This window comes from Clostridium celatum DSM 1785, from assembly GCF_000320405.1.
In the GTDB taxonomy this organism is placed as follows: Bacteria; Bacillota; Clostridia; order Clostridiales; family Clostridiaceae; genus Clostridium; species Clostridium celatum.
In genome coordinates this window covers 1-24,775 of sequence record NZ_KB291616.1, presented here as the reverse complement: position 1 = coordinate 24,775, position 24,775 = coordinate 1, and the positions used below count along the sequence as shown (strand labels likewise).

Genomic DNA, 24,775 nt, shown 5'->3' with positions numbered 1-24,775 from the left:
TTTATTAAGAATTTATCATTTTGACAACTCTATTAAAGTCACCTAACTTTTATATAGTTATTACAGATTTATGACTGAATTAATTTTAATACTGTCATTTTTCTTAAAAGCTAATTTTAATTTATATGTATGAAACCTATTAAATTATCACTTAAATCATTTTTATATTATTAATTATAAAACTTAACAAAAAGAGACTATATCAAATTTTTAGTATATTTTATACACTTACACTTGATATAATCTCAATCTAATTAACTTTATTTAATCATTTTTTTAATTTTATATTACTTTCACAAGACTTATTTGAAGGACAGCCTGAACAACCACAACCGCAACCACCTTTATTCTCTCTTTTTTTCTTAACCATGCTATATACAGCTAAAAATAATAATATAAAAACTATTGCTCCTACTATAAATGTTGCCATTCCTAATCACTTCACTTTCATATTTAATAAGTACTTATTATGCATTTACTTGCTGTACTTTTTTTGTATTTTTAATACTATTTCCAGACCTTACTGCTAAGAAAATTGCAAGTATTGCTATTAGTACTGATATTATAGCTCCAATTACACTTCCTGTTCCTAAAATTAAGCTTCCTACTTGGTTAATTATAAGAGCTACAATGTATGCAGTTACTGTTTGGAATCCTATTGTTATCCACATCCATTTCCAAGAACCCATTTCTCTTCTTATTGCGCCAATTGCTGCAAAACAAGGTGCATTAAGCATATTAAACATAATAAATGCAAATCCACTTGCAGCTGTAAACATTGTATTCATTTGCATTAATAGCTCTGGTGTATCTTCTGCTGCTTCTGCTATACCAAATATTACTCCAAATGTTGCTACAACATTTTCCTTAGCTACAAATCCAGTTAAAGTTGCCACTGCTGATTGCCAATTTCCAAATCCAAGTGGTGCAAATATTGGAGCTATAACTCTACCAATGCTTGCTAATATACTATCTGGAGTATCTACCATTTGTAAAGTCCAATTAAATGAACTAGTGAACCAAATTACTGCACAAGCAACAAATATAATTGTACCTGCCTTAATTATAAATGCCTTTCCTCTATCCCACATATGGATTAAAACACCTTTAAGACTTGGTATATGATATTGAGGAAGTTCCATAACAAATGGAGCTGGTTCTCCTTTAAATGCTTTAGTTTTATTTAATATAATTCCACAAATTATAATCATAAAAATTCCTAAGAAGTATACTGCTGGTGCTACCCATGATGCTCCACCAAATATAGCTCCTGCAAATAAAGCAATAATAGGTAATTTTGCTCCACAAGGAATAAATGTAGTAAGCATAATTGTAAGTTTTCTATCTTTATCATTTTCCATTGTACGTGTTGCCATTATTCCTGGAACACCACAACCTGAACTTATAAGTACTGGTATAAATGATTTTCCTGAAAGACCAAATTTACGTAAAATTCTATCCATGATAAATGCTATTCTAGCCATATATCCGCAATCTTCCAATAAAGCTAGTAAAAAGAATAATAACATTATTTGAGGAACAAAGCCTAATACAGCACCAACACCACCAATAATACCATCATTAATAAGTCCTTGTAACCATGGTGCTGTTCCTATATTTTCTAAAAATGCCGCAACATTTTCTCCTATTATTTCACCAAATAGTGTATCATTTGTCCAATCTGTTAATATAGCACCTAATGAACTAACTGAAATATAGTATACTGCCCACATCACTAATGCAAATATAGGTAATGCTAATATACGATTAGTAACTATCTTATCTATCTTATCTGATACTGTATGCTTAGAATTATTTTTCTTTTTTAATACCTTAGAAATTAACGTACCAATATATTCATATCTTTCAGAAGTTATTATTCCTTCAGCATCATCATCAAATTCAGTTTCACATTTTTTAATAATATCTTCCAATTCATTACTTACACTGTTAGATAATCTAACTTTCTCAAGTAAATTACTATCACGTTCAAAAAGCTTAATTGCCATCCATTGCTCATTGATATTTTCATTAGATAAATTATTATTTATAATTACTTTTTTTATAGCTTCTATAGCTTCTTTAACTTCACTTGAGAATTGAAGCTGAAATTCATTATCATTGTTAGATTTTGCTAATTGAATAGCCTTATTTGCAACTTCCTTTGTACCTTCACCTTTTAAAGCACTTGTTTTAACAACTGGGCATCCTAAAAGTTTAGATAACTTGTTAATATCTATTATATCTCCTCTTTTTTTAACTATATCAATCATATTTAAAGCTATAACTGTTGGAATTCCAAGCTCTAATATTTGTGTAGTTAAATAAAGATTTCTTTCAATATTTGATGCATCTATAATATTAATAACTACATCTGGTTTTTCATCTATCATAAAATTACGCGTTACTACTTCTTCTAGCGTATATGGTGATAAAGAATATACCCCTGGCAAGTCCACTAACTCTACATCTTTATGTCCCTTAATTTTCCCACTTTTCTTTTCTACTGTTACTCCAGGCCAATTTCCAACGTATTGCTTAGCACCTGTTAGATTGTTAAACATAGTTGTTTTTCCACTATTAGGATTACCAGCTAAACCTATTTTTATTGACATATTTAATCCCCCTATAAGTTAAATTATTAGATTATTTATTTACTCAACTATTATCATTTCTGCATCATACTTTCTTAATGATAACTCATATCCTCTTATATTTATTTCTATAGGATCTCCAAGCGGTGCAACTTTACGAACATACACTTCACTTCCCTTAGTAATGCCCATATCCATTATTCTTCTACGAACAGCACCTGCTCCCTCTACCTTTTTTACCTTAACTGTTTCTCCACATTTTACTTCATTTAATTTAGTCATAAAGCTTTTCCCCCTAAACAATAATTCTACTAGCCATTCCTTTATCTAATGCAATTCTAGCACCTTTAATATTAACTATTAAATTACCTCCTAAATCAGAAACAATAGTAATTCCTTCTCCAATAACAAAACCTAAACTATTTAGAAACTTTTTAGTTTCGCTATTTCCTGTAATTTTTTTTATTTTAACCTCTTCTCCAACTTGAGATAATATTAATGACATTATATCCACCCTCTTTTATCGATATTGATTATCATTTTCTTTAATTACATTATACTCCTTTTTGTGGAAAAGTAAATATATTTTTACTTTTATCCAAAAATATTTAAGAATCTTCCTAAATATACTTAAACAAAAAAGTTTAACGTCTATGAATTTTTCAAGTAATCTTAAAGTACTTTAAAACTAATTTGAGAATAATATCACAACTTCTGCTATACTTATTAGTAGGTAAATTACTAATTATGGAGGCATCTTATGATAATAAGAGAAATAGAAGAAAAAGATAATAAGGACGTAGAAAACCTTATTCGTAGTTGTTTAATAGAATTTGGAGCAAATAAACCTGGATGTGCTTGGAGTGACCCTGATTTAGGTAGATTTTTTCAAGTATATCAAAATGAAAAATCAAAGTATTATGTTGTAGAAGATAATAATAAGATAGTTGCTGGTTGTGGTATAGGACCATTAAATGGTGCAGAAGATGTATGTGAATTACAAAAAATGTATTCATTTAAAGAAGTACGTGGTACTGGAATTGCAGAAAAATTATTAAAGCTATCCTTAGATTTTGCAAAAGAACACTATAAAAAATGCTACCTTGAAACATTTAGTAATATGGTTGCAGCAAATAAATTTTATAAAAAATCAGGTTTTACTAAGTTAGATAAACCTTTAATAGAAACTGAACATTATGCTTGTGATGTATGGTACATAAAAACACTATAGTTATTCTCTTAGCTATATAAATCTTTTTAGCTTAATAATATTAATATTTTAAAAATTAAACTCCTATTATAAATCTAAAATATATAAATTTAATAAAGCACATATAAACTATATAATTAAGTCTATATGTGCTTTATTTTAATTAAATCATTATCTTTATTATATTCTTATAATTAATACTCTTGTATTTTACTCTTATCCCTAGTGAAAAATAGTGCTATTACAATTGCACATACTCCTGCAAATAGTTTGCTTACTATTACTGGAATTATCATTTTTGTTTCAACTCCAGCGGTGAAGCCTAAATGAGCACCTAAAGTTGATGTTGCTGAAACTAACCAAGCAACATTTATAATTTTACCTCTGTTATTCATATCTTTTAACATTTTAAAAACAGGAATACTATTAGCTAAAGAAAAGATTATTCCTGCAATACTTGTAGCATCTAACCCTATATATTTACCTATTTTTCTTAAAGGCTTGTCCAATACCTTTATTATTAAAGTTAACATAGGAAATGTTCCTAAAAGAACTATTCCAATATTTATTACTACATTCATTCCTTCCTGAATAGGTGCCATTCCCTTTATTAAAACTATACCAGTTAAGCTCTCAAAAGCTGCAGCTGCTAAGCCTATAGTACTAAGCCATAAGATAAATTTTCCAAAGCATAATACCCCTTTTATCATTGTTTTCTGGAAAAATTTCAATCCTAAAATTAATAAAAGTGATATTAAAATAATAGGAATAACATTTACTAAAAGTATCTTTATATTTATTTTCATTACTAAACCACCAACAATAGAACCTAATGGTATAGTTGATAAACCTATTAATAATCCCTTGGCAAAAAACTCTTTATCTTTATCTTCTATTAAACCTAATGCAACAGGAATAGAAAATACAATTGTGCATCCAAGCATTGCTGCAACTATTAAACCTGAAAATAATGCTATTTCTTTATTCTCTCCTAATGATAAAGCTAACTGGTATCCTCCCATATCATTTGCTAAAATTGAAGCAAACATTGCTGGATCTGCTCCTAATAATTTATATACAGGTATTATTATAGGACTTAATATCTTAGATATTACTGGTGATAAGCTTACTATTCCAACCATACTAAGAGCTAAAGGACCCATTGAATTTAATCCCTCTTCAAACTTTTCTCCTAATCCAAACTTATTTTTAAGCAGTCTATCAATGGCACCAAGTAAAATTCCTATTGCCATTAACCATATTATAAAATTGTCAAATGTCATAATTATATCTTCTCCTATATTTAAATTTTTCTTATTTGGCATTTATCTCCTATATAAAGTTTTTATTTATATTTGACAGAAAGCTTTCTATCCTTAAAATAAATTTCACACCTCTACATTTTTAAAATTATACCATATTAATTTAAATACTATAATTATTAGATAAAAAATAAAGATTTACATAAAAAAAATATAAGTAATATCCTTTTAAGATATCACTTATATTTTTAACCACTTAAAAATCTTCATTTTATATTGAAATTTATACCTCTTCAATAAGCCTTTCTAAATACTCTTTATAAATCTCTTTAAAGAATTTATTTTCTTCATGTACAATAGTTTCACATAAACGTGTAATCATTAATTGCTTAATAGATTTTAAAAATTTCATTTATATATCTCCTTTACTTAATTATCTTAAGCTAGCTTCTTCTTTTAAATCTTCTTTAGTTATTTCTCTATGCTTATAATAATATTTCATATCATTTTCATTAATTTCACGTAAAACCCTACAGGGATTACCTACAGCTACTGAATTAGCTGGAATATTTTTTGTCACCACACTACCTGCACCTATAACACTATTTTTACCAATAGTTACTCCAGGACAAATAACAACCCCTGCTCCTATCCAACAATTATCTTCAATTACTACTGAATCAGCATACATATATTCTCTGTAATTTGGGTTTATTGGATGACCTACAGTTGCAATTGTAACAGCTGGTCCAAACATTACTTTCTCTCCAATTAATATTTTTCCATCATCAATAAAATTGCAATTAAAATTTATATACGATCCTTCTCCTATTTCAATATTCTTACCATAGCAAAAATAGAATGGTGGTTCTATCCATGCCTTTGTTTCTCTACCCGAAATCTCATTTATCAAACTATTACGTTTCTCTAAATCATCTGGACCTGTGGAATTTAACGCTATCATTTTTCTTTTAGCATTTTGTCTATCTTCAGGTAGCCCTTCACAATAATCTGTAAATAATTTTCCTTTAGCAATTCTTTCTCTCATTGTCATACCTACTTTCTCCCCTTTATATCTCATTCTTTAAGTACATTTTGTTATAGTAATTCTTGTAAGATCCTTTACCCAGTTATACTTTTTATAATTATAATAAACAGCTGGTAGCTTAATAATTTCATCTAAATTAATAATAAAATATACAACTAATACAGGAAGTTTTAAATATAGCGCTGCTATTATACCTAATGGCACAGTTATTGCCCACATTGTTACTGTGTCGCATTTAAGACCAAATTTTGAATCTCCTCCTGCACAAAAAACACCTGCAATTACCGTAGAGTTAATTGATTTACCGATTAAATAATATGAACACATAATTAACATTCCTTTTAAATATTCATGTGCTTCTATATTAAGATTTGAATAAGCTAAAATAATTGGACTAATTATTAATAAAATTAAACCTGAAATAATCCCACCAACAACTGATAATTTACATAAACTATCTCCATAATATTTTGCTTTTTCTAATTCACCTTTACCTAATTCATTTCCAACAATAATTCCACTAGCTCCACCTATTCCTATACAAACACAATCTATTAGATTTTTCATAATATTTGCAATGGAATTTGCTGCAACAGCATCACTTCCTAAATGCCCCATAATAACTGAATACATTGTAAAGCCTACTCCCCATACTAATTCATTTCCTAATATAGGCATTGTATATGTCCAAAAATCAGTTTTTAAAATTTTATCTACATTAATAATGTAACTCTTTCGTATTCTGATTCTATCTTGCTTAAATGATTCAATAACTACCCAAACTAATTCAATAACTCTTGAAACAACTGTTGCAATAGCTGCTCCTGATATCCCCATTACTGGAATATTTCCTACTCCAAAAATAAAAATTATATTTAAAATAATATTTAATATCATAGAAAATGAACTAATAACAGTACTTTTCAAAGCATAGCCAGTATTTTTCATTATGCACAAGTAAATTTGTGAAATTCCAGTAAGAAAATAAGATATACCAACGATTCTTAAATACTTTATTCCATTTTCTATTAAAATTGAATCTGCTGTAAAAATTCTCATTACATATTTAGTAGCAAACGTTGTTACTATAAAAAATATTACTGATATTATAATTGAAATCTTCATTACAATTGCAAATACCTTTTCTACCACTACCTTATCTTTCTTACCCCAATATTGAGCTACTAAAACCGTTGTTCCTATTGTTAATGCCGCTAGAAACAGATTTAATACAAATTGTACCTGTCCAGCTAATGAAACTGCTGATAAAGAATCTTGATTTAATACTCCTAGCATTAATGCATCAGAAGCACTTACTGCAGCCATCATGAAATTTTGAAATGCAATTGGAAATATCAATGTAGTTAATTTTCTATAAAATACTTTATCTACTTTCACTACTTCCTTCCCCTTGTATAACCTTCCATGATTCTTCATCAAATTCTCTATTCTTGTAGTAATATCTTTTATCATCTTCAGTTATTTCTCTTATAACTCTACAAGGATTTCCTGCTGCAATTACATTTGCAGGTATATCTTTAGTTACAACACTACCAGCTCCAATTACAACGTTATCTCCAATAGTTACTCCTGGTGTAATTACAACATTACCACCAATCCATACATTATTTCCTATTTCTACTTTTATTCCATATTCATAAGTAGAATTTCGTGAAATTGGTTTAATATTTTCAAAATCTCCTCTATCTGAAGTATTAAGTTCTTGTACTAGTCTTCTCGTTATCCTTTGCTCCTCCATAACAGAGCTATCAGATATATAGGGCATTTCAGCATCTCTACGATCTGTATTATTCATGTTTATTTATCCCCTTATAAAATTTCTTTTTACTTTTTAAACATTATTCTGCTTTTTAATTCTTTTATTATTTTTTCTTCATTATCTCCACTACTTACACTACCAATACTTATACTTGGTTTTGTTTTACCATGAAAATCACTTCCACATGTCATAAGTAAATTATTCTTAAGTGCGAAATCATAATAAAAATTAATCTGATTTTTATTATGATAACTACTATAAACTTCTATTCCTTCAACTCCAAATGAAATAATCTTTTCTAATAACTCCTTATTTTCTTTTACATTATTACCAGGATGAGCTAATACAGTAACTCCACCATTATCTTTAATAACTTTAATAGCTTCTTTTAATGAAATAAACTTCACCTCAGAATATGCAGCTTTTCCTTGAGAACAAAAATCCCAGTAAAAATTAACATAAGGATTATCACTTCTTGAACCATTTTCGTAATAGGGCTTTAATAATGGATTCTCTTGATTTTTATCAAAAATCATTGCAGCTTCAGCGATGATTTCACCATTAACTACTCCATTTTTAGATAATCTATCTATTAATTCATTGTCAAAATCTATTCCTAATTCTCTTATTAATCTCATTCGTTCTTTAGATGCTATTTGTTCTTGCGAGATTATATTTGCTTCTATATCTTCAAATACATCACTTTCATAATCTATCCCATAGCCTAAAAGGTGTAAATTTACTCCATCAATAGTGCAATCTAATTCTATTGCTGGTATTATTGTTATTTCTTTATCTTCACAATATCTTATAGCTTCATTTATCCCCTTAGTAGAATTATGATCTGATATTGAAAAATACTTAATTCCTTTCTCTAAGCATAACCTTACTAATTCCTTTGGTGAAAATTCTCCATCATCACTATAATTTGAATGCATGTGTAAATCTATATAACTCATATCTATCTCCTAACATTATTTTTATATTTAATTTTCCTTTTTCTTTTTACATCTTTATATTATAATAATATTCTATATAATTAATATAAAATATAATAATTGACTATTTTTTTATAACAATAGTATATTATTGCGACATAGGAGATTTAAAATGATTGAATTAAATTTATTAAATGATAATTCTGAAGTTGTATCTTATAATTTCGAACACTTTCCAATTCGTTCTTGTAAATCAAGACTTTCAGAATATCCTAATATGACTGCTGCTAATCATTGGCATAATGATTTTGAGTTTATAATAATTTTAAATGGAAAAATGACTTACTCTGTTAATGGGAAAAATCATTATTTAAAAGAAGGACAAGCTATTTTTGTGAATTCAACTCAAATGCATTATGGTTATTCTTCTGATAATTCTGATTGCAATTTTATTTGTATATTATTGAATCCATTTCTTCTTTCAGGTATAGGACATATAAAAGATTCTTATATTGTTCCAGTATGTACAGATACTTCACATCCATTTTATATATTTGATCCATCTATAGCATGGCAAAAAGAATTTATTGAAAAACTTATTAAAATCTATGAACTTTGCACTGAGGCTAAAGAAGGCTTTGAATTACAAATCATGAGCAACTTCTATTCAATTTGCTATAATCTTTATCACAATGTAAAGAATGATAAAGTATATCAAGAAAACTTTCAGGATAAAAATTTAGAAGCTCTGCATGATATGGTTGGCTATATTCAAAAAAATTATAAAAATAAAATTACCTTAAGCGAAATAGCAGTTTCTGGCAATGTTTGTCGCAGTAATTGTTGCAAAATTTTTCAATCATTATTAAATAAATCTCCAATAACTTATCTTATGGAGTACCGTTTAGATAAAAGTATTAAACTACTTAAAATTTCTTCATATTCAGTTACGGAAATAGCACTTCAATGTGGTTTTAATAGTTCAAGTTACTTTACTGAAATGTTTAGACGAACTATGGGATGCACTCCATCTGAATACAGAAAAAATAATCTAATTAAAATGTAGTTATTATATTAATACAATACCGTAATAATTAAACTATTTTTCAAGGAGAATACAATGAATATCTTTACTCAATTAAAAAATACCAATAATTTAACCAATAATGAAAAGCAAATAGTAGATTTAATTTTAGAAAATCCTAGTAAATTTTTAGATATGAATTCTGAACAAATTTCTAAAGAATGTTTTGTTTCCACAACTACCTTATATCGTCTTTGCCAAAAATTAAATTTATCTGGTCTATCAGAACTTAAAGTTAAAATGTCTGCTTCAATTGATAATTACCTTAAAGAAAATAAAGATTTCGATTTTGATTTTCCAGTTAAACAAAATCAAAGCCATTATGAAATACTTACAAAAATAAAAGAAGGTTATGACCAAACATTATTATCTACTTTTAATTTATTTAATCTTGAGCAATTAAAACTTTCTATTAATGCCTTAAAAAAAGCAAAACATATTGATATATATACTTCTGCTGGAAATATATTTTTTGCTGAGAATTTTAAATTTCAAATGCAAGAAATCGGTATTAATGTTAATGTTCCAGAAGAAGAATATAATCAAAGGCTTGTAGCAGCATGTAGTGATAAAACGCATATAGCTATATTAATCTCTTTTGGTGGTAGGGGACTTTTAGTAAATAAAATTGCAAAAACTTTAAAAAACAATGGAACCCCTATAATACTTATTTCTTCAACAGATGATAATCCAATTAAAGAATATGCAAATTATCAACTTTATCTATGCTCTAATGAAAATCACTATAATAAAATTTCATCTTTCTCCACTAGATTATCTTTGTTATACATTTTAGATATTTTATTTGCTTGCTATTTTGAAACTGATTATGAAAATAACCTAAAAAAGAAATTAACATATTATAAAAAGATTTGTGAATAATACTATATACAATAAAAAGAGGATTCTAACTAGAATCCTCTTTTACACATAATATTTTTATAAATAATTTAATAAAAAGTAAAAATATTGTAAATATTTATAAATATGTTTTCCAGTTAATTAAAAAATTCTTAATAACACTATATATTCATATATTTACTTAAAGCTATAGCAATACCATCTTCTTCATTAGATAAAGTTATTTCATCAGCTATTTCTTTTAAATCATCTACAGCATTTGCCATTGCTACGCCAATACCAGCATATTTAAGCATTGATGCATCATTATGTCCATCTCCAAAAGCAATCATTTCTTCACTCTTATACCCCATAGGTGTTAATACAGTATCCAATGCCTTAGCTTTATCAATTCCATTAGCTGTAAATTCAAAATAAAAAGGTGCTGTAAACATACAACTTAATTTATCTTTAAAAGGCTCCATTATAGCTTTATAATTTTCTTTTAAATATTCTGAATCTGCTGCAGTTAAAATTTTATTTAATGGATAATCAGCAAATGCTGCTAAATCATGTTCTTCACATAACTTAAACTTACCACCACGAGATTCATATTGAATTATATTAATTGCTTTACCATCATGTATTATTTCATTATCAAAAACATCATTAACATACATATAATCATCTTTATCAATCATTGGCTTAACATTAAAGTTTTTTAAGTGTTCAAGTACAGCTTGTCCCTCTTCTACAGTCATAGTTTCATTAAATAATACTTTGTTACTTTCACAATCAACAACTTTAGATCCATTAAAAGAAACTAAAAGTCCATGATGTTTATCCATCTCTAACTCTTTTGCAAAATCCATTAGTCCAGAAGTAGGTCTTCCTGATGCTAAAATTAATATAGCTCCATTTTCTTGTGCTTTAATTAGTGCTTCTTTAGTTCTTTCAGTTATTACCTTTTTACTATTAGTTAATGTTCCATCAACATCCATTGCTATTAATTTTATACTCATAATTACTCCCCCGTAAAACATTGTTTTAATAGATATAAGTAATCTCTTTTGCTCTATATCTATCTCTAAGATAGATTATAAATTTTATAAACATAAAGTAAATATATTAGCTTATTAAAGAATTATTTTTTCATCTTTACTATATTTATTAAATAATATCTTGAAAATTTTCTTTCAAACTTAAGTGTATTTCCTATAAAAAAAAGACTAACAAAGTGAATTTCTTTGTTAATCTTTTTTTATTAAATACTATTAATCTAAAGAAATGATATTATATGATGTAGAGCCTAACTTTAAATCGTAAGCAGTTTCAACTGTATGAATTCCATTTCGACTCTCCATTCTTTCAATTAATGCTTTATTTCCATTATCTTTAGAATTATATACAGCATCTACACATGCCTGATCAAGTGCAACTGGATCAGTTGATGCAAATATACCTATATCGGCCATTTCAGGAGCATGAGGATTTGCATCACAATCACAATCTACAGATAAATTATTAGCTACATTTATATAAACTATGTTTTCTCTTCCCATATAATCCATAACAGACATATCTGCATCAGCCATTGACTCTAAAAATGAATCATGGTCAGCAGTCCAAATCTCATCTGGATTTCCTGCTCCATGAATATACGCCTTTCCTCTAGAAGATGCTATTCCTATTGACATATTCTTTAAAGCACCACCAAAGCCACCCATTAAATGCCCTTTAAAATGTGATAATACTACCATAGACTTATAATTTTTTAAATGTGCTCCAACATAGTTTTCTTTTAAATGCTTTCCTCCATTTACAGGGATTGCTATATCCCCATCTTCATCCATAATATCACATGGTGCTATATCTAAAAATCCATGATCTTTTATTGCTTTCCAATGTTCTTCTGATGTATTACGTTTTCTTTCATAAGCTGTATTACACTCTACAATAGTTCCATTCAACTTATCTATTAATGGCTTGATTAATTGTGGGTTTAAGAAATTGTGACCTCCTGGTTCTCCCGTTGATATCTTTATTGCTACCTTACCATTTAAAGTAATTCCTAAAGCATCAAATGCTTTAATCAATCCTTCAGATGTAATATCCTTTGTAAAATAAACCTTTGCTGTTTTCATAGAGTTACCTCCCTTTTATATCTAATATTTAATAGATAAAGAATCTTGTAATACAAAAAATTTTCATATATTTATATTTTAGTCTTTGGAGTTAACTCTAAGTCAATGCTTTTTATAATTTATTTTATTTATGCCCCTATAAGTTCTTTAACAAAATCACTCTTAGGATTTTCTTGTATTTTACTTGGAGAATCATACTGAATGATCTGTCCCTTATCCATAACTAATACTTTAGTTCCAAGCTTTAAAGCCTCTCTAATATCATGAGTTACAAAAATAATTGTTACTCCTAATTCCTTATGAATCTTAATTATTTCTTCTTGCAACATCTTTCTTGTTATTTCATCAACAGCTCCAAATGGCTCATCCATCAGTAATATATGTGGTTCGGCAGCTAAAGCTCATGCAATACCTATTCTTTGTCTTTGTCCACCTGAAAGCTCTGAAGGATATCTTTTTAAAACATCTTCATTCATACCAACAAGCTTTATTAATTCTCTAACTTTCTTGTCAATTTTAACTTTATCCTTTTTACTTATAAGATTTAATACATATGAAATATTTTTCTCAATACTCATATGTGGAAATAAACCTATACCTTGTATTGCATAGCCTATTTTTCTTCTTAACTTTATTTGGTCTACTTCTCCTATATCTTTTCCTTCTACATAAATATTACCGGCCTCTGGTGTCAATAATCCATTAATAAGCTTTAATACTGTAGTTTTTCCGCAACCAGAACTACCTATTATAGTTAAAAATTCTCCTCGATTTATTTCTAAATTAAAGTTATCTAATATTAAATTATTTTCATAACTTTTGGAAATGTTTTTGAATTTTATTATTACTTCGCTTTTCATAAATTAATACTCCCTAATATATATTATAAATATTAGCTATACACTTACGCTTCTAATTTTTTAGTAATCCTTTTGATATTAAAAAGTCTTTAGCAACAGTCTTTTCATCAACTCCATTGCCCTCAACTTGATAATTTAATTTAGCCATTTCACTTTCATTTATTATATTTTCCATCTTCATTAATACATCTCTAAGTTTGGGATTTTTCTCTAAAGTATCTTTTCTTATTACAGTTCCACAATAATAAGTAGGATAAAATTCTTTATCATCTTCTAAAACTACTATATCTGATGTAGATAGTTGTCCATCTGTTGTAAATATATTCATAACATCTATTTCTCCAGAGTTTATAGCTGCATATTTAAGCCCTATATCTAAATCAGAAGTACTCTTAAATTTAAGTCCATATTCTTTGCATAAAGCATCATATCCATCTTCTCTTTCATAAAAATCATATTCTGCTCCAAAGTTAAGTTCTTGTGAATATTTAGCTAAATCTGAATAAGTTTTAATATTATATTTATCTGCAATTTCTTTTCTAATAACTAATCCATAAGTATTATTAAATCCATACATACCAACCCACTCTAAATTATACTCACTTTCATATTTATCAAATAACTCTTGTTCATTTATAGTTCCTTCTTCTTTTAATACAAAATTCCATCCCGTTCCTGTATATTCAGGATATAAATCAAAATCACCTTTTAATATTGCTGGATGAATATTACTTGTTCCTCCACCAACTCCATGAGTAATTTCTACATTTAAATTAGTATCTTGCTCTATAAGCATTCCTAACATTTCACCTAATATTAACTGTTCCGTCATTGGCTTTGTTGCTATTTTTATAGTTTCATTATTTTCTGATTTAGAGCATCCAGCCATTGAAATAATTCCTATAGCTAATATTCCTAAAATTCCATTTTTAATATGCTTTTTTAAATTAATCACTATAATAACCTCCATTTTTTCTTAATTACTTTCTCAACTTTCCCAATTATAAAATCAATAACTAATGCTAGTATTGCAATTAATAAACTTCCTGCAACTGTCATTGCTGAATTATTTGTAGTAATACCTCTATAAATTGCAACACCTAGTCCACCTGCCCCTATAAATGATGCTATACCTGTAAGTGCTATTGTCATTACAGCCATATTCCTTAATCCAGCTATAATAATTGGGATTGCTAAAGGTAATTTAACCTTATATAAGATTTGAAAAGGTGTACTTCCCATTCCCTTTGCTACTTCTATTATTGAAGAATCTATATTGCAAATTCCTGTATATGTATTTCTAACCATTGGTAATAATGCATAAACTGTTAAAGCAATTATTGCTGTAGTATCTCCTATTCCTGAAATAGGTATAAGAAACCCCAATAATGATATTGATGGTATTGTATATATAAAGTTTGTTATACCTAAAACTATAGGGCTTGTCTTCTTATATTGGCTAATTAATATTCCTAAAGCTAATCCTAATATTGACGCTATTAATATTGAAACTGCTGAAATTCTTAGATGTTCTAAAGTTAACTTTAAGAAAAAATCATACCTACTTATAAATAATTCAATTACTTTTTGAAACATTATTTCCCTCCCCTTTGTTTTATAATTAATTTCTATAAATTTTCTTATATAAACATTTATAGAAATTTAAATATTATTCTATTTACTTTATGCCACTATACTTTTAAAAATTCTCCATATTTGATGTCTTCTCTCTTTATACCGCTTATAATATCAATTAACTAAAAAATATATGCATAAATACTAATAAGAAAAAATATCTTATTTTATATAAATACTTAGGAGTTTTTTTTATGACTAATAATAAAGATCATGATAATACGTTATTTGATTACTTAAACTATGAATTTTCTCCTATCCCATATGAAAATTATCGGCAGGAAGAACCTCCTTTCGGGAACTTTAATCCTAGCAACTTTAATCCCGGTGGTTCTTTTCCTTTTGGACCATCTCCAAATATTCCTGGTAAAGGATTTAACCCTACTCCTATGCCTCAAAGTCCTCCTCCTAATTATGTTCCAAGTAAAAAAGATAAAGGAGTTCAAAATCTTAAAGGGGGAGAATCTAAAGATAATATCAGTACAAAAGCTGTAAGCCCTACTTCTATAAGTTTTTGCCTATATAAATATACTTATATATGGGAAACAAGTGGTAGAAGCTATTGGACCTTCTTACTTTATATAGATAGGACTACTGTATCTGGATTTAGATGGCTAGGAAGAAATTGGGTATATTTTGGCTTAGATTTAAGAAGAATTGATTCTTTTATCTGTTATAGAGTTAAGATAATAGAGACTCTAGAAATGAAGATGATAATTTAAAAATAACTTGCAACGAATATACATTAAACGGAAATAGAAATTATTATACTCAAGTTTTGACTTCTATTAATATCCCTGAAATTAAGGAAGATTATATTGTTGAAACCATAGGATATATTGATGAAGATTCTATAACTGCTAAAATTCCTTGTTTAAAATATAGAAATAGCAACTATAAATTAGTACTACAAGTTTCCTATCCAGATGCTTTTGATGAATCATTGAAAAGAAAAATAAATGAAATTGCTAAAGAATCAAGTATTGAAGCTTTTGATTTTTTGGATAAGTATAGAGTTAATAATGATTATGCTAATCCTTTAGAAATCTTTAATAGATTAGTAACATTAATACCAAAAATTTTAAACAACTTTAACTATTCTTTTAATAGTAACCTTAAAAAAATGTCTCTTTATAGAGATAATATAAACTTCTGCATAAAAGAAGAAGTTTGTCATGAAAACTGGCAAACGAAATAAAAAGAAGTAGGTAAACAAAAGGTCAAAAAATAAACCCTCAATAACTCATTTTTGAATTATCGAGGGTTTTATTCTTATATATTATTATTAAGATGCTTGCTCAAATTGGCTATTATATAATTCTGCATAGAAGCCATTTTTAGCAATTAAATCATCATGATTTCCACTTTCTAAAATATCTCCACCCTTTAACACAAGAATAACATCAGCATTCTTTATAGTTGAAAGTCTATGAGCAATAACAAATGAAGTTCTTCCTTCCATAAGTTTATCCATTGCATTTTGAATTAAAAGCTCTGTTCTTGTGTCAACTGAACTTGTTGCTTCATCTAAAATTAACATTGGAGAATCTTTAATCATTGCTCTTGCAATTGTAAGTTGTTGCTTTTGACCAGCAGATAAATTAACTTTATCATTTAAAATTGTGTCATATCCATCATGTAATGTTTCTATAAAATGATCTAAGCCAACTGCTTTACAAGCATTTTTTATTACTTCATCTGGTACATCCTTTTGATTGTATACAAGATTTTCTCTAATAGTACCTTCAAATAGCCATGTATCTTGTAGAACCATACAGAATAAATCATGAATATTTTCTCTTGTTAAATCCTTTATAGAAATATCATCAATTAAAATTTCTCCACTATTTATCTCATTAAATCTCATTAATAAATTTACTAATGTTGATTTACCAGCTCCAGTAGGTCCAACAATAGCAATTTTTTGTCCTGGTTTTGCAACTGCTGAGAAATCATTTATTATAATTCTATCAGAACCTTCATAACCAAACTTAACATTTTTAAATTCTACTTTTCCTTTAGCATTTTCAAGTACTGTAGTTTTATGACTTTCATCATCCATTTCCTTTGCTTCTAAGAATTCAAATACACGGTGACTTGCAGCTGCTGCTGACTGCATATTTTGAACGCCTTGCGCAATTTGAGAAAGAGGTTGAGTAAAGTAACGAACATACATAATAAATGCTACAATTACACCAAAAGAAATACTTCCATTCATTGCAAGTGCTGCACCTACTATACAAACTGCAACATACCCTAAATTACCTATAAAAGTCATAATAGGCATCATAAGTCCTGAAAGAAACTGTGCCTTAAATGCACTATTTTTTAGGTTAGAATTTAAATCTCTAAATTTATTATCCATTTGTTCTTCTGCATTATACGCTTTAACAATAGTATGACCTGAATATACTTCTTCAATATGCCCATTTATTTTACCAAGATATTCTTGTTGGCTAGTAAAATACTTTTGAGAGCTTTTCATAATTATCATCATTAATACAAAACCAAGTATAGTAGCTAAAACTGCAGTTACTGTCATTATTACATTTGTTTTTAGCATCATAATTAAAGAACCAAAAAATAAACATACTGCACTTATTAATGTTCCTAGACTTTGATTTAAAGCTTGGCCTATTGTATCTACGTCATTTGTAATACGAGAAAGTAAATCTCCTGTAGTATTATTATTGTAATATGACATAGGAAGTTTATTTATTTTCTTAGAAATATCACTTCTTAAACTTTTAGAAACTTTTTGAGTGATAGTTGCCATAATATAACCTTGAGTGAAAGTTAATATAGCACTAATAACATAAATAACAACTAATGTTAATCCTATAGATGTTATTTTATCTATATCTATATTACCCATTATTCCTTCAGTAATAATATCTGTCATCTCCGAAAGCTTATCTGGTCCTATTAAAGATAATATAGTTCCTATTACTGCACTGATAAGTGCAATAACTATTACTGGAATATGCTTTTTACAATAAGTTATAAGCTTACCTAAGTTTTTTTCTGAATTTTTCTTTTTATCCATTATACAGCTTCCTCCTTTGATAATTCTGAACAAGCTACTTCTTTATCTACAGCTAACTCTTCTTTTGAAAGCTGTGAATATGCAATTTCTTGATATACATTACATGTACTCATTAATTCGTCATGTTTACCCATACCAACCATTTTTCCATCTTCTAATACAATAATCTTGTCTGCATCCTTTATACTACTTATTCTTTGAGCAACTACAATCATAGTTGTTCCTTTACTTTCCTTCTTTAAGAACTTACGAAGTTTACTGTCTGTTTTATAATCAAGTGCTGAGAAAGAATCATCAAAAATTAATACTTCTGGATAACGTGCTATTGCTCTTGCTATAGATATACGTTGCTTTTGACCTCCAGAAAGATTAGTACCACCTTGTGAAATATGTGCATCATATTCACCCTCTAAATTTTCTACAAATTCAGATGCTTGTGCTGCATACACACCATAAACAACATCATTTTTTGTAATTTCAGCCTTTCCATTTTCTCCAAAAGCTACATTTGATTCAACTGTTCCTTCAAATAAAGTAACCTTTTGATAAACATATCCTAATTTATTTCTAAGATATTTTTGATCATATTCTTTTACATTAACTCCATCAACTAATACTTCGCCTTCTGTAGCGTCATAAAAACGTGGAATAAGATTGATTAATGTACTCTTACCTGAACCTGTTGCTCCAATAAATGCAATTGTTTCTCCTCTATTAGCTTTAAAACTAATATCTTTTATAACATAGTCATCTGCATCTGGATATTTAAAGCTTACATTTTTAAATTCTACTTCTCCAAGTACTCCAATTGGTGATTGAGTAGATGTTCCATTTTTTATTGTAACTTTAGTATCTAATACTTCATTAATTCTTTTTGCAGCTACAGTAGCACGTGGAAGCATGATAAATACCATAACTAACATCATAAATGCCATAATAACTTGCATTGCATATGAAGAAAATACTATAACATCTGAAAATAATGTCATCTTTTCTGTAATATCTGCATTTTGAATAAGCACTGCACCAACCCAGTAAATTGCAAGACTTACACCACTCATTATAAAGCTAATACTTGGCATTAAAGTTGCCATAACACGATTTGCAAATAAGTTAACACTTGTAAGCTCAGAGTTTGCAGTTTCAAATTTATCTTCTTGATATTTTTCTGCATTATAAGCACGAGTAACAGCTATTCCTGAAATATTTTCTCTTGAAACACGATTTAAGTTATCTGTTAATTTTTGAAGCCTTGTGAACTTAGGAAGTGCTAGAACAATACAAGTTCCAACAATAATCATTAATAATACCACTGCTCCACCTGTAACTAATGACAGTTCCCAGTTTCTACCTAATATCTTGCATATTGCCCATACTGCAAGAATTGGTGCTTTTACTAATACTTGCAATCCCATAACTATAAACATTTGAACTTGAGTAACATCATTTGTAGAACGAGTTATTAAACTAGCTGTTGAGTAATTATTAATTTCCTCCATAGAAAATGATTGTACTTTATCAAATAATCTAAATCTAATTCTTGCTGAAAAGTTTGAAGCCATTTTTGCAGCAAGAGCAGCCACAATAATTGAAGCAACTAAACTTCCTAAGGCGCAAAGTAACATCCATCCTCCAGAACTTAAAATTTCCTTCATTTCACTTCCTGGTGTTTGAACAAGTTTAGTTATTTCACTCATATAATCTGGTAACTTTAAATCAAGCCATACTTGTGAAACAACAAATATAATACTAATACTAAAAAGTATCCATTCCTTCGCCTTAAAATTCTTAAATATTTTTAACATACGCTAAAACTCCTTCCTTGTTATCATATTTACATACTACAACAGAAAGATTAACTGAAAATAAACTTATATTACTAATAATCGTGATGCCAAAAAGTTGCCTATATTATCTCCAGGAACTACTATAATTTCGCTAAGAATTTATATCATAATTTCCATAAAAATAGCTAAAACCTCCAAGTCGCTCACGCTCCGTCGGTTTCTTCACGCTATTTTTATTTCAATTCTGATTAAATTCTAAAGCTTATTATAAATGTTCCTTACGATAACATAACCACCTTTTCTATATCACTTAATTTAGCAATAATACTTGGTGGACAAACTAAAAAGTTAATGTTTCTTCTATATAGTGATTAAATTCAAATTAGTAAAATTAATAAGTAATTTTATATTTTTATGAGGTGTCATTAAATATGATTTTATAGAATGAAACATTGACTTAAAAGATTCTTACTCAACCAAGTAGATTAAAGATTACAATAGAAAAAGTGCTGATATAACTGGAAGGAATATATATGATGAATCTTAGAATTTAATCCTTGGTGTAAGAAAAGCTACGTTAAGAAGTCGACTTGCCTCATAAGACAATTGGAGGCTTTAGTAGCTTTTCTGTAGCTGAGGATATAAATTCTTGATGAAATCATATTAATTCCTGTAATGTTATATCAGCACTTTTTCGGTTAACTTTAACTATCAATATTAATTTAGTGGTATTGTTACTGTAAATTTTGTTCCTTTTGAAACAATGCTATCACACTGAATGGTTCCACCATGTAGTTCTATTATTTTCTTTACTATTGATAGACCAAGACCATTACCATTCGTTGCATGAGAGGTATCTTCTTGATAAAATTTATCAAATATTTTATTAATGGCTTCTTTATTAATTCCTACTCCTGTGTCAATAATAGTTATAAGAATGTTGTCCTCTTCCCTCTTCATATTAATACTAACCATGCCATTTTTATTATTAAATTTAATTGCATTATCTAATAAATTTACCCATACTTGATTTAGCATTTCTTTGTTTCCATTTATATAGCAATCTTGAATATTAACATCTAATAAAATATTTTTACTTTCAAATTTTGAATCTAAAAGTAATATACTTTGACGAATTTGTTCTCCCATATTAAATCTTTGTATATCTTTTAATATAACTTGTGTTTCTATTTTTGAAAGATTTAAAACATTTGTTGCAAGAGAAGTTAACCTTTTAGATTCTTCAATAATTATATCTAAGTATTCATTTTTTTCTTCCTTAGGCAGTTCATCATCCTTCAATATTTCTGCAAAACCTTTAATAGATATAATTGGTGTTTTAAATTCATGAGAAAAATTATTTATGAAATCTGTACGTAATACTTCTATTCCACCTAATTCTTCTGCCATTTTATTAAAGTTTTTAGAAAGCACTTTAAATTCAGGAGGTCTTTTTATATTAAGACGCGCTGAAAAATCACCCTTTGAAAGTTTATCCGTTGCAGTAATAAATTCTCTAACATTTTTTAATACAATCCTACTTGAACAAGCTGATACTATAACTCCTATAATTATGGAAGCTATTAATGTCATTATTGGCAGTACCATTACATTTTCAATAGTATTTTCATTTAAAATACCTAAAGAAAATGATAAATACATTAAAAATCCTGTAATAATTGTAGTTATTAAATTAATAATAAATATTGAAATACCAAAGTGCATTGATAAGGTAATCCTTTTATTTAGTTTATTCATTATTTTTTACCGCCTTATACCCTAATCCTCGAACTGAAATTATTTCAAATTCTGGATAAGAATCAAAACGCCTTCTTAATCTATTAATATGAACATTAACAGTTGTATCCCCACTTTCTGTTTCCATTCCCCAAATCTCATCCATTAATTGAATACGTGTAAAAATCTTATCTGGATAAGATAAAAGCTTATATAATAAATAAAACTCCTTTTGAGGAAGTGTTTGCTTTTCATCTCCACGAGTTACTGTTAAAGTATCATAATCTAAAGTCACATTTCCAATTACAAGTTTTCGAGCATTTACAATTTGTGCTCTTCTAAGAAGAGCTTTTATTCTAAGGATCATTTCTTCTGTATCAATAGGTTTTGTCATATAATCATCAGTTCCTACAATAAATCCTTTCTTTTTGTCTTCTGGAAGCTGTTTTGCTGTAGCCATAAGTATTGGTATCATACAATTTGCATCTCTAAGCTCTTTTGCAAACTCATAACCATCCATATTAGGCATCATTATATCTAATATAATCAAATCTATATGATGATTATCTAATACTTCCATTGCCACTACCCCATCTTCTGCTTTTAAAACCCCATATCCCTCTCTTTTTAAAATAGTTTCTAATAATTTTCTTGTATGCTTATCATCTTCAACGACTAATATATTAACCATAGTATAAAATCTCCTTTATCATTAATAAAAAATATATATTAAAATAATCTAAACTTCAATAAGATGTATTTATTAATCTAATTGGTATAAACATTTTTTTACTTTTATAATAATACTAAATTATTAACTGAAAATAAACTCATAACATCATTAGTTTATTTTCAGCTTATTTATCAAGAGTACTATATTTTCCATATCTAAATTCTATTTACTTAAGCTTTAAGCAAATAGAATTTAGATATGGAATGAATAGTAGTCACGAAGCAATGTATTATGCATAAAAAAATAATTTCTTCAAATACTAATATAAAAAATAAGGGAGAATTTATATGCTTAAAAAGATATATTTTTTCATACCGCTTATGCTATTTATAACATTACCAATTAATGTTACTGCAAATACAATTTCTAGCACTACAGTTATACCTGCTGTTTCAAATGTTTATAAAGAAGGATTTTATACTTTTGATAATTTAGTTAATGTTGATATAACTGTAACACTACTTTCTGATACTCCTACTAAAATTATGATTCTTGATGACGAAAGAAATATTGAATTTATTAGTAAGATACCTTACAATTATAAATTCTATATCCGTAACGTTGAACCAGGGCAAATAATAGGAATAGTTGGTAAAGGTGAAGTGGCTTTATCATTTGAGCCTTCTAAATAATTTAGATAAAAGCACATAATAAGAATATTTAATCTTACTATGTGCTCTTTATTTGAAAAATCTAAAAAATATATGTGTTTTCCCTAATTCATAAGGTTTTAATTGATTTTTGTACTCTATTATCTCCAAAGTAAAACTTATTTTATGGTATTTCATAACCTTTTAAATACTTTAAAAAGTTTAATTCCCATTTTGAATTTGAAATATAACTTTTATCATTATTATCTAAATAATATTTAATTAAATATAACTCTTCTTTTGAAAATGTTTTAAATAGCTCGAAGGCTTCATCATCCCAAAAACACTCATTTAACACTTCTACTAAATCTCTTACACTCTTAACTTCTTCTTTTACCATAGCTATCTTATCTGAAATAAATCTACACTCTTTTATCTCTTCAATTAAATCACGTAACTTTTCATTATCCATAGTATCATTATCTATAAAATCAACTTCTTTTAAATGCTCTTTATATTTAAAACTTAAAAATATATTATCAATATTACCTACTAACAATGCTACTTCAATTCTAGGATATATATTTAGAACAGTTTTATTTATGTAATCTATCTTTTCTCTATTAATTATTCTTAAAGTATTGCATATATTTCTTGTTGAATTCATTAATACTTCTAAAACTTCACTTTTAGACATATTTTTAAAAGTATTTAATAACATTTCTCTTTGAAATTCTGAAATATCTAATCTTAGTATATCTTCTCCTAAAATATCAAGACCTATAGTATTTATTACTATTGGTTCAAAAATATTAATTAATAAACCTTTATAATCTGGACAATAACTATTTAAAATATTAATTATATTTTCCTTACGGAAACAGCTGCAAAATTCATTTTCAATAAGTAATGCTTTTAAATATTCGTTTATATATTCAATTCCTTGTAAGCTTTCCGATATAGGATTGGAAAGTTGATAATCTATACTACAATCTATCTTATGAGCAAAAAACCTATAATCATATCTTTTAAAAAATTCACCTATTTCATTTAAGGTATCATTATAAGATATATTTTCTATATCTGGTGAGCTTTTTATAACCGCTTCTAATAGCTCTTTTCCTTCTTTCATCATAGATTCTATTTTACTCCAAGAATCTTTCAATAAATTTGATAAGTCCTCTTCTATAATTATTTTATTTTTACTTTCTAATTCATTTAACTCTAATTCTAGCGAAAAACAAATTGATTTAAGTAATTCCTCTGCTATTTCTATTGGAACTGAAGTACTATCCCCCATTGTATATCTTTCAATTCTATCACTAAGCAGTTTCCATATTTTAATTTCAATAAGATTTCTGTCATCTTCACTAATATTTTTATCTATTTGTAAATTATCAGAAAGTTTAAATAAGCCATTATTATTTTCTTTCATAATCCCTCCTAAAACTATATTTCGATCTGTTAAGTTATATGAACATTGCTCT

At 27.4% G+C, this 24,775-nt stretch carries 24 protein-coding genes and 2 pseudogenes; 6 read left to right on the top strand and 20 right to left on the bottom strand.

All coding sequences use genetic code 11. From position 1 onward, the window contains the following. Nucleotides 1–268: 268 nt before the first annotated feature. From HMPREF0216_RS16670 to HMPREF0216_RS03495, 4 genes are read right to left on the bottom strand one after another with little or no spacing between them, the layout of a single operon-like run. Complete coding sequence (locus HMPREF0216_RS16670; protein WP_005211211.1) at nt 269–430, bottom strand: FeoB-associated Cys-rich membrane protein; 162 nt, start codon at nt 428–430, stop codon at nt 269–271. Between the two features lie 37 nt (nt 431–467). Beyond that, entirely contained in the window at nt 468–2,615 is a 2,148-nt protein-coding gene (feoB, locus tag HMPREF0216_RS03505; protein WP_005211209.1) for a ferrous iron transport protein B, read from the bottom strand. 39 nt (nt 2,616–2,654) lie between these two features. Then, nucleotides 2,655–2,876, bottom strand: coding sequence for a FeoA family protein (locus HMPREF0216_RS03500; RefSeq protein ID WP_005211207.1), 222 nt, complete (start codon nt 2,874–2,876; stop codon nt 2,655–2,657). Between the two features lie 13 nt (nt 2,877–2,889). Beyond that, nucleotides 2,890–3,099 carry a FeoA family protein gene (locus HMPREF0216_RS03495; RefSeq protein ID WP_005211204.1) on the bottom strand — a complete coding sequence of 70 codons (210 nt, stop codon included), beginning with the start codon at nt 3,097–3,099 and terminating at the stop codon, nt 2,890–2,892. 255 nt (nt 3,100–3,354) lie between these two features. On the opposite strand from HMPREF0216_RS03495, the gene HMPREF0216_RS03490 reads away from it, so the two are divergent. Continuing rightward, nucleotides 3,355–3,825 (top strand): GNAT family N-acetyltransferase, encoded by a 471-nt coding sequence (locus HMPREF0216_RS03490; RefSeq protein WP_005211202.1) that lies wholly within the window; start codon nt 3,355–3,357, stop codon nt 3,823–3,825. A 173-nt stretch (nt 3,826–3,998) separates the two neighbouring features. On the opposite strand, the gene eutH is transcribed toward HMPREF0216_RS03490, so the two are convergent. The 6 genes and pseudogenes from eutH to HMPREF0216_RS03465 all read right to left on the bottom strand — a co-directional run bounded on the left by eutH (nt 3,999) and on the right by HMPREF0216_RS03465 (nt 8,853). Next, nucleotides 3,999–5,129 (bottom strand): ethanolamine utilization protein EutH, encoded by a 1,131-nt coding sequence (eutH, locus tag HMPREF0216_RS03485; RefSeq protein ID WP_005211200.1) that lies wholly within the window; start codon nt 5,127–5,129, stop codon nt 3,999–4,001. Between the two features lie 220 nt (nt 5,130–5,349). Continuing rightward, nucleotides 5,350–5,478, bottom strand: coding sequence for a hypothetical protein (locus HMPREF0216_RS17875; protein WP_005211198.1), 129 nt, complete (start codon nt 5,476–5,478; stop codon nt 5,350–5,352). 21 nt (nt 5,479–5,499) lie between these two features. Continuing rightward, nucleotides 5,500–6,120 carry a sugar O-acetyltransferase gene (locus HMPREF0216_RS03480; RefSeq protein WP_040418747.1) on the bottom strand — a complete coding sequence of 207 codons (621 nt, stop codon included), beginning with the start codon at nt 6,118–6,120 and terminating at the stop codon, nt 5,500–5,502. Between the two features lie 30 nt (nt 6,121–6,150). Continuing rightward, entirely contained in the window at nt 6,151–7,512 is a 1,362-nt protein-coding gene (locus HMPREF0216_RS03475) for an MATE family efflux transporter (RefSeq protein WP_005211196.1), read from the bottom strand. Continuing rightward, a pseudogene (locus HMPREF0216_RS17625) lies at nt 7,499–7,801 on the bottom strand (DapH/DapD/GlmU-related protein); the annotation flags it as partial. The gene HMPREF0216_RS03475 and the pseudogene HMPREF0216_RS17625, both read right to left, overlap by 14 nt. 158 nt (nt 7,802–7,959) lie before the next feature. Further along, entirely contained in the window at nt 7,960–8,853 is an 894-nt protein-coding gene (locus HMPREF0216_RS03465; RefSeq protein WP_005211191.1) for a PHP domain-containing protein, read from the bottom strand. A 151-nt stretch (nt 8,854–9,004) separates the two neighbouring features. Between HMPREF0216_RS03465 and HMPREF0216_RS03460 the strand changes: the two genes are divergently transcribed. Together HMPREF0216_RS03460 and HMPREF0216_RS03455 are read left to right on the top strand one after the other, a co-directional pair. Continuing rightward, nucleotides 9,005–9,898 carry an AraC family transcriptional regulator gene (locus tag HMPREF0216_RS03460; protein WP_005211189.1) on the top strand — a complete coding sequence of 298 codons (894 nt, stop codon included), beginning with the start codon at nt 9,005–9,007 and terminating at the stop codon, nt 9,896–9,898. A 54-nt stretch (nt 9,899–9,952) separates the two neighbouring features. After that, nucleotides 9,953–10,798, top strand: coding sequence for a MurR/RpiR family transcriptional regulator (locus HMPREF0216_RS03455; protein ID WP_005211186.1), 846 nt, complete (start codon nt 9,953–9,955; stop codon nt 10,796–10,798). A gap of 140 nt (nt 10,799–10,938) precedes the next feature. Here the strand turns inward: HMPREF0216_RS03455 and HMPREF0216_RS03450 are convergent, their stop codons facing one another. The 5 genes and pseudogenes from HMPREF0216_RS03450 to HMPREF0216_RS18075 all read right to left on the bottom strand — a co-directional run bounded on the left by HMPREF0216_RS03450 (nt 10,939) and on the right by HMPREF0216_RS18075 (nt 15,356). After that, complete coding sequence (locus HMPREF0216_RS03450) at nt 10,939–11,778, bottom strand: Cof-type HAD-IIB family hydrolase (protein WP_207733643.1); 840 nt, start codon at nt 11,776–11,778, stop codon at nt 10,939–10,941. Nucleotides 11,779–12,030: 252 nt separating this feature from the next. Beyond that, nucleotides 12,031–12,900: a DUF362 domain-containing protein gene (locus HMPREF0216_RS03445; protein WP_005211182.1), complete on the bottom strand. Its 870-nt coding sequence runs from the start codon at nt 12,898–12,900 to the stop codon at nt 12,031–12,033. Between the two features lie 128 nt (nt 12,901–13,028). Continuing rightward, nucleotides 13,029–13,760: pseudogene (locus tag HMPREF0216_RS03440) on the bottom strand (ATP-binding cassette domain-containing protein). 52 nt (nt 13,761–13,812) lie between these two features. Beyond that, the gene (locus HMPREF0216_RS18080) at nt 13,813–14,715 is read right to left on the bottom strand and encodes a glycine betaine ABC transporter substrate-binding protein (protein WP_316319959.1); all 903 of its coding nucleotides are present in this window, start codon (nt 14,713–14,715) and stop codon (nt 13,813–13,815) included. Further along, on the bottom strand, nt 14,715–15,356 hold the full coding sequence (locus HMPREF0216_RS18075; RefSeq protein WP_005211176.1) for an ABC transporter permease: 642 nt from the start codon (nt 15,354–15,356) through the stop codon (nt 14,715–14,717). Before HMPREF0216_RS18075 ends, HMPREF0216_RS18080 begins: the two co-directional genes overlap by 1 nt. 233 nt (nt 15,357–15,589) lie before the next feature. Between HMPREF0216_RS18075 and HMPREF0216_RS17620 the strand changes: the two genes are divergently transcribed. Both HMPREF0216_RS17620 and HMPREF0216_RS17615 read left to right on the top strand, forming a co-directional pair. Further along, entirely contained in the window at nt 15,590–16,117 is a 528-nt protein-coding gene (locus HMPREF0216_RS17620; RefSeq protein ID WP_005211169.1) for a hypothetical protein, read from the top strand. Between the two features lie 56 nt (nt 16,118–16,173). After that, nucleotides 16,174–16,593, top strand: coding sequence for a hypothetical protein (locus HMPREF0216_RS17615; RefSeq protein ID WP_005211167.1), 420 nt, complete (start codon nt 16,174–16,176; stop codon nt 16,591–16,593). An 87-nt stretch (nt 16,594–16,680) separates the two neighbouring features. Here the strand turns inward: HMPREF0216_RS17615 and HMPREF0216_RS03420 are convergent, their stop codons facing one another. The 4 genes from HMPREF0216_RS03420 to HMPREF0216_RS03405 all read right to left on the bottom strand — a co-directional run bounded on the left by HMPREF0216_RS03420 (nt 16,681) and on the right by HMPREF0216_RS03405 (nt 22,656). Continuing rightward, a complete protein-coding gene (locus HMPREF0216_RS03420) occupies nt 16,681–18,441 on the bottom strand; it encodes an ABC transporter ATP-binding protein (RefSeq protein ID WP_005211165.1) in 1,761 nt (586 codons plus the stop codon). Then, nucleotides 18,441–20,246 carry an ABC transporter ATP-binding protein gene (locus tag HMPREF0216_RS03415; protein ID WP_005211163.1) on the bottom strand — a complete coding sequence of 602 codons (1,806 nt, stop codon included), beginning with the start codon at nt 20,244–20,246 and terminating at the stop codon, nt 18,441–18,443. The genes HMPREF0216_RS03420 and HMPREF0216_RS03415 overlap by 1 nt, the downstream gene beginning before the upstream one ends. Before the next feature lie 699 nt (nt 20,247–20,945). Further along, nucleotides 20,946–21,986 (bottom strand): HAMP domain-containing sensor histidine kinase, encoded by a 1,041-nt coding sequence (locus tag HMPREF0216_RS03410; RefSeq protein WP_005211161.1) that lies wholly within the window; start codon nt 21,984–21,986, stop codon nt 20,946–20,948. Next, a complete protein-coding gene (locus tag HMPREF0216_RS03405; protein ID WP_005211159.1) occupies nt 21,979–22,656 on the bottom strand; it encodes a response regulator transcription factor in 678 nt (225 codons plus the stop codon). Before HMPREF0216_RS03405 ends, HMPREF0216_RS03410 begins: the two co-directional genes overlap by 8 nt. 329 nt (nt 22,657–22,985) lie before the next feature. Here HMPREF0216_RS03405 and HMPREF0216_RS03400 point away from each other — a divergent pair, with 329 nt between their 5' ends. Then, a complete protein-coding gene (locus HMPREF0216_RS03400) occupies nt 22,986–23,330 on the top strand; it encodes a hypothetical protein (protein ID WP_005211157.1) in 345 nt (114 codons plus the stop codon). A gap of 142 nt (nt 23,331–23,472) precedes the next feature. Here the strand turns inward: HMPREF0216_RS03400 and HMPREF0216_RS03395 are convergent, their stop codons facing one another. Continuing rightward, nucleotides 23,473–24,723, bottom strand: a complete 1,251-nt coding sequence (locus HMPREF0216_RS03395) for a DUF6179 domain-containing protein (RefSeq protein WP_040418743.1) — start codon at nt 24,721–24,723, stop codon at nt 23,473–23,475. Nucleotides 24,724–24,775: the final 52 nt, after the last annotated feature.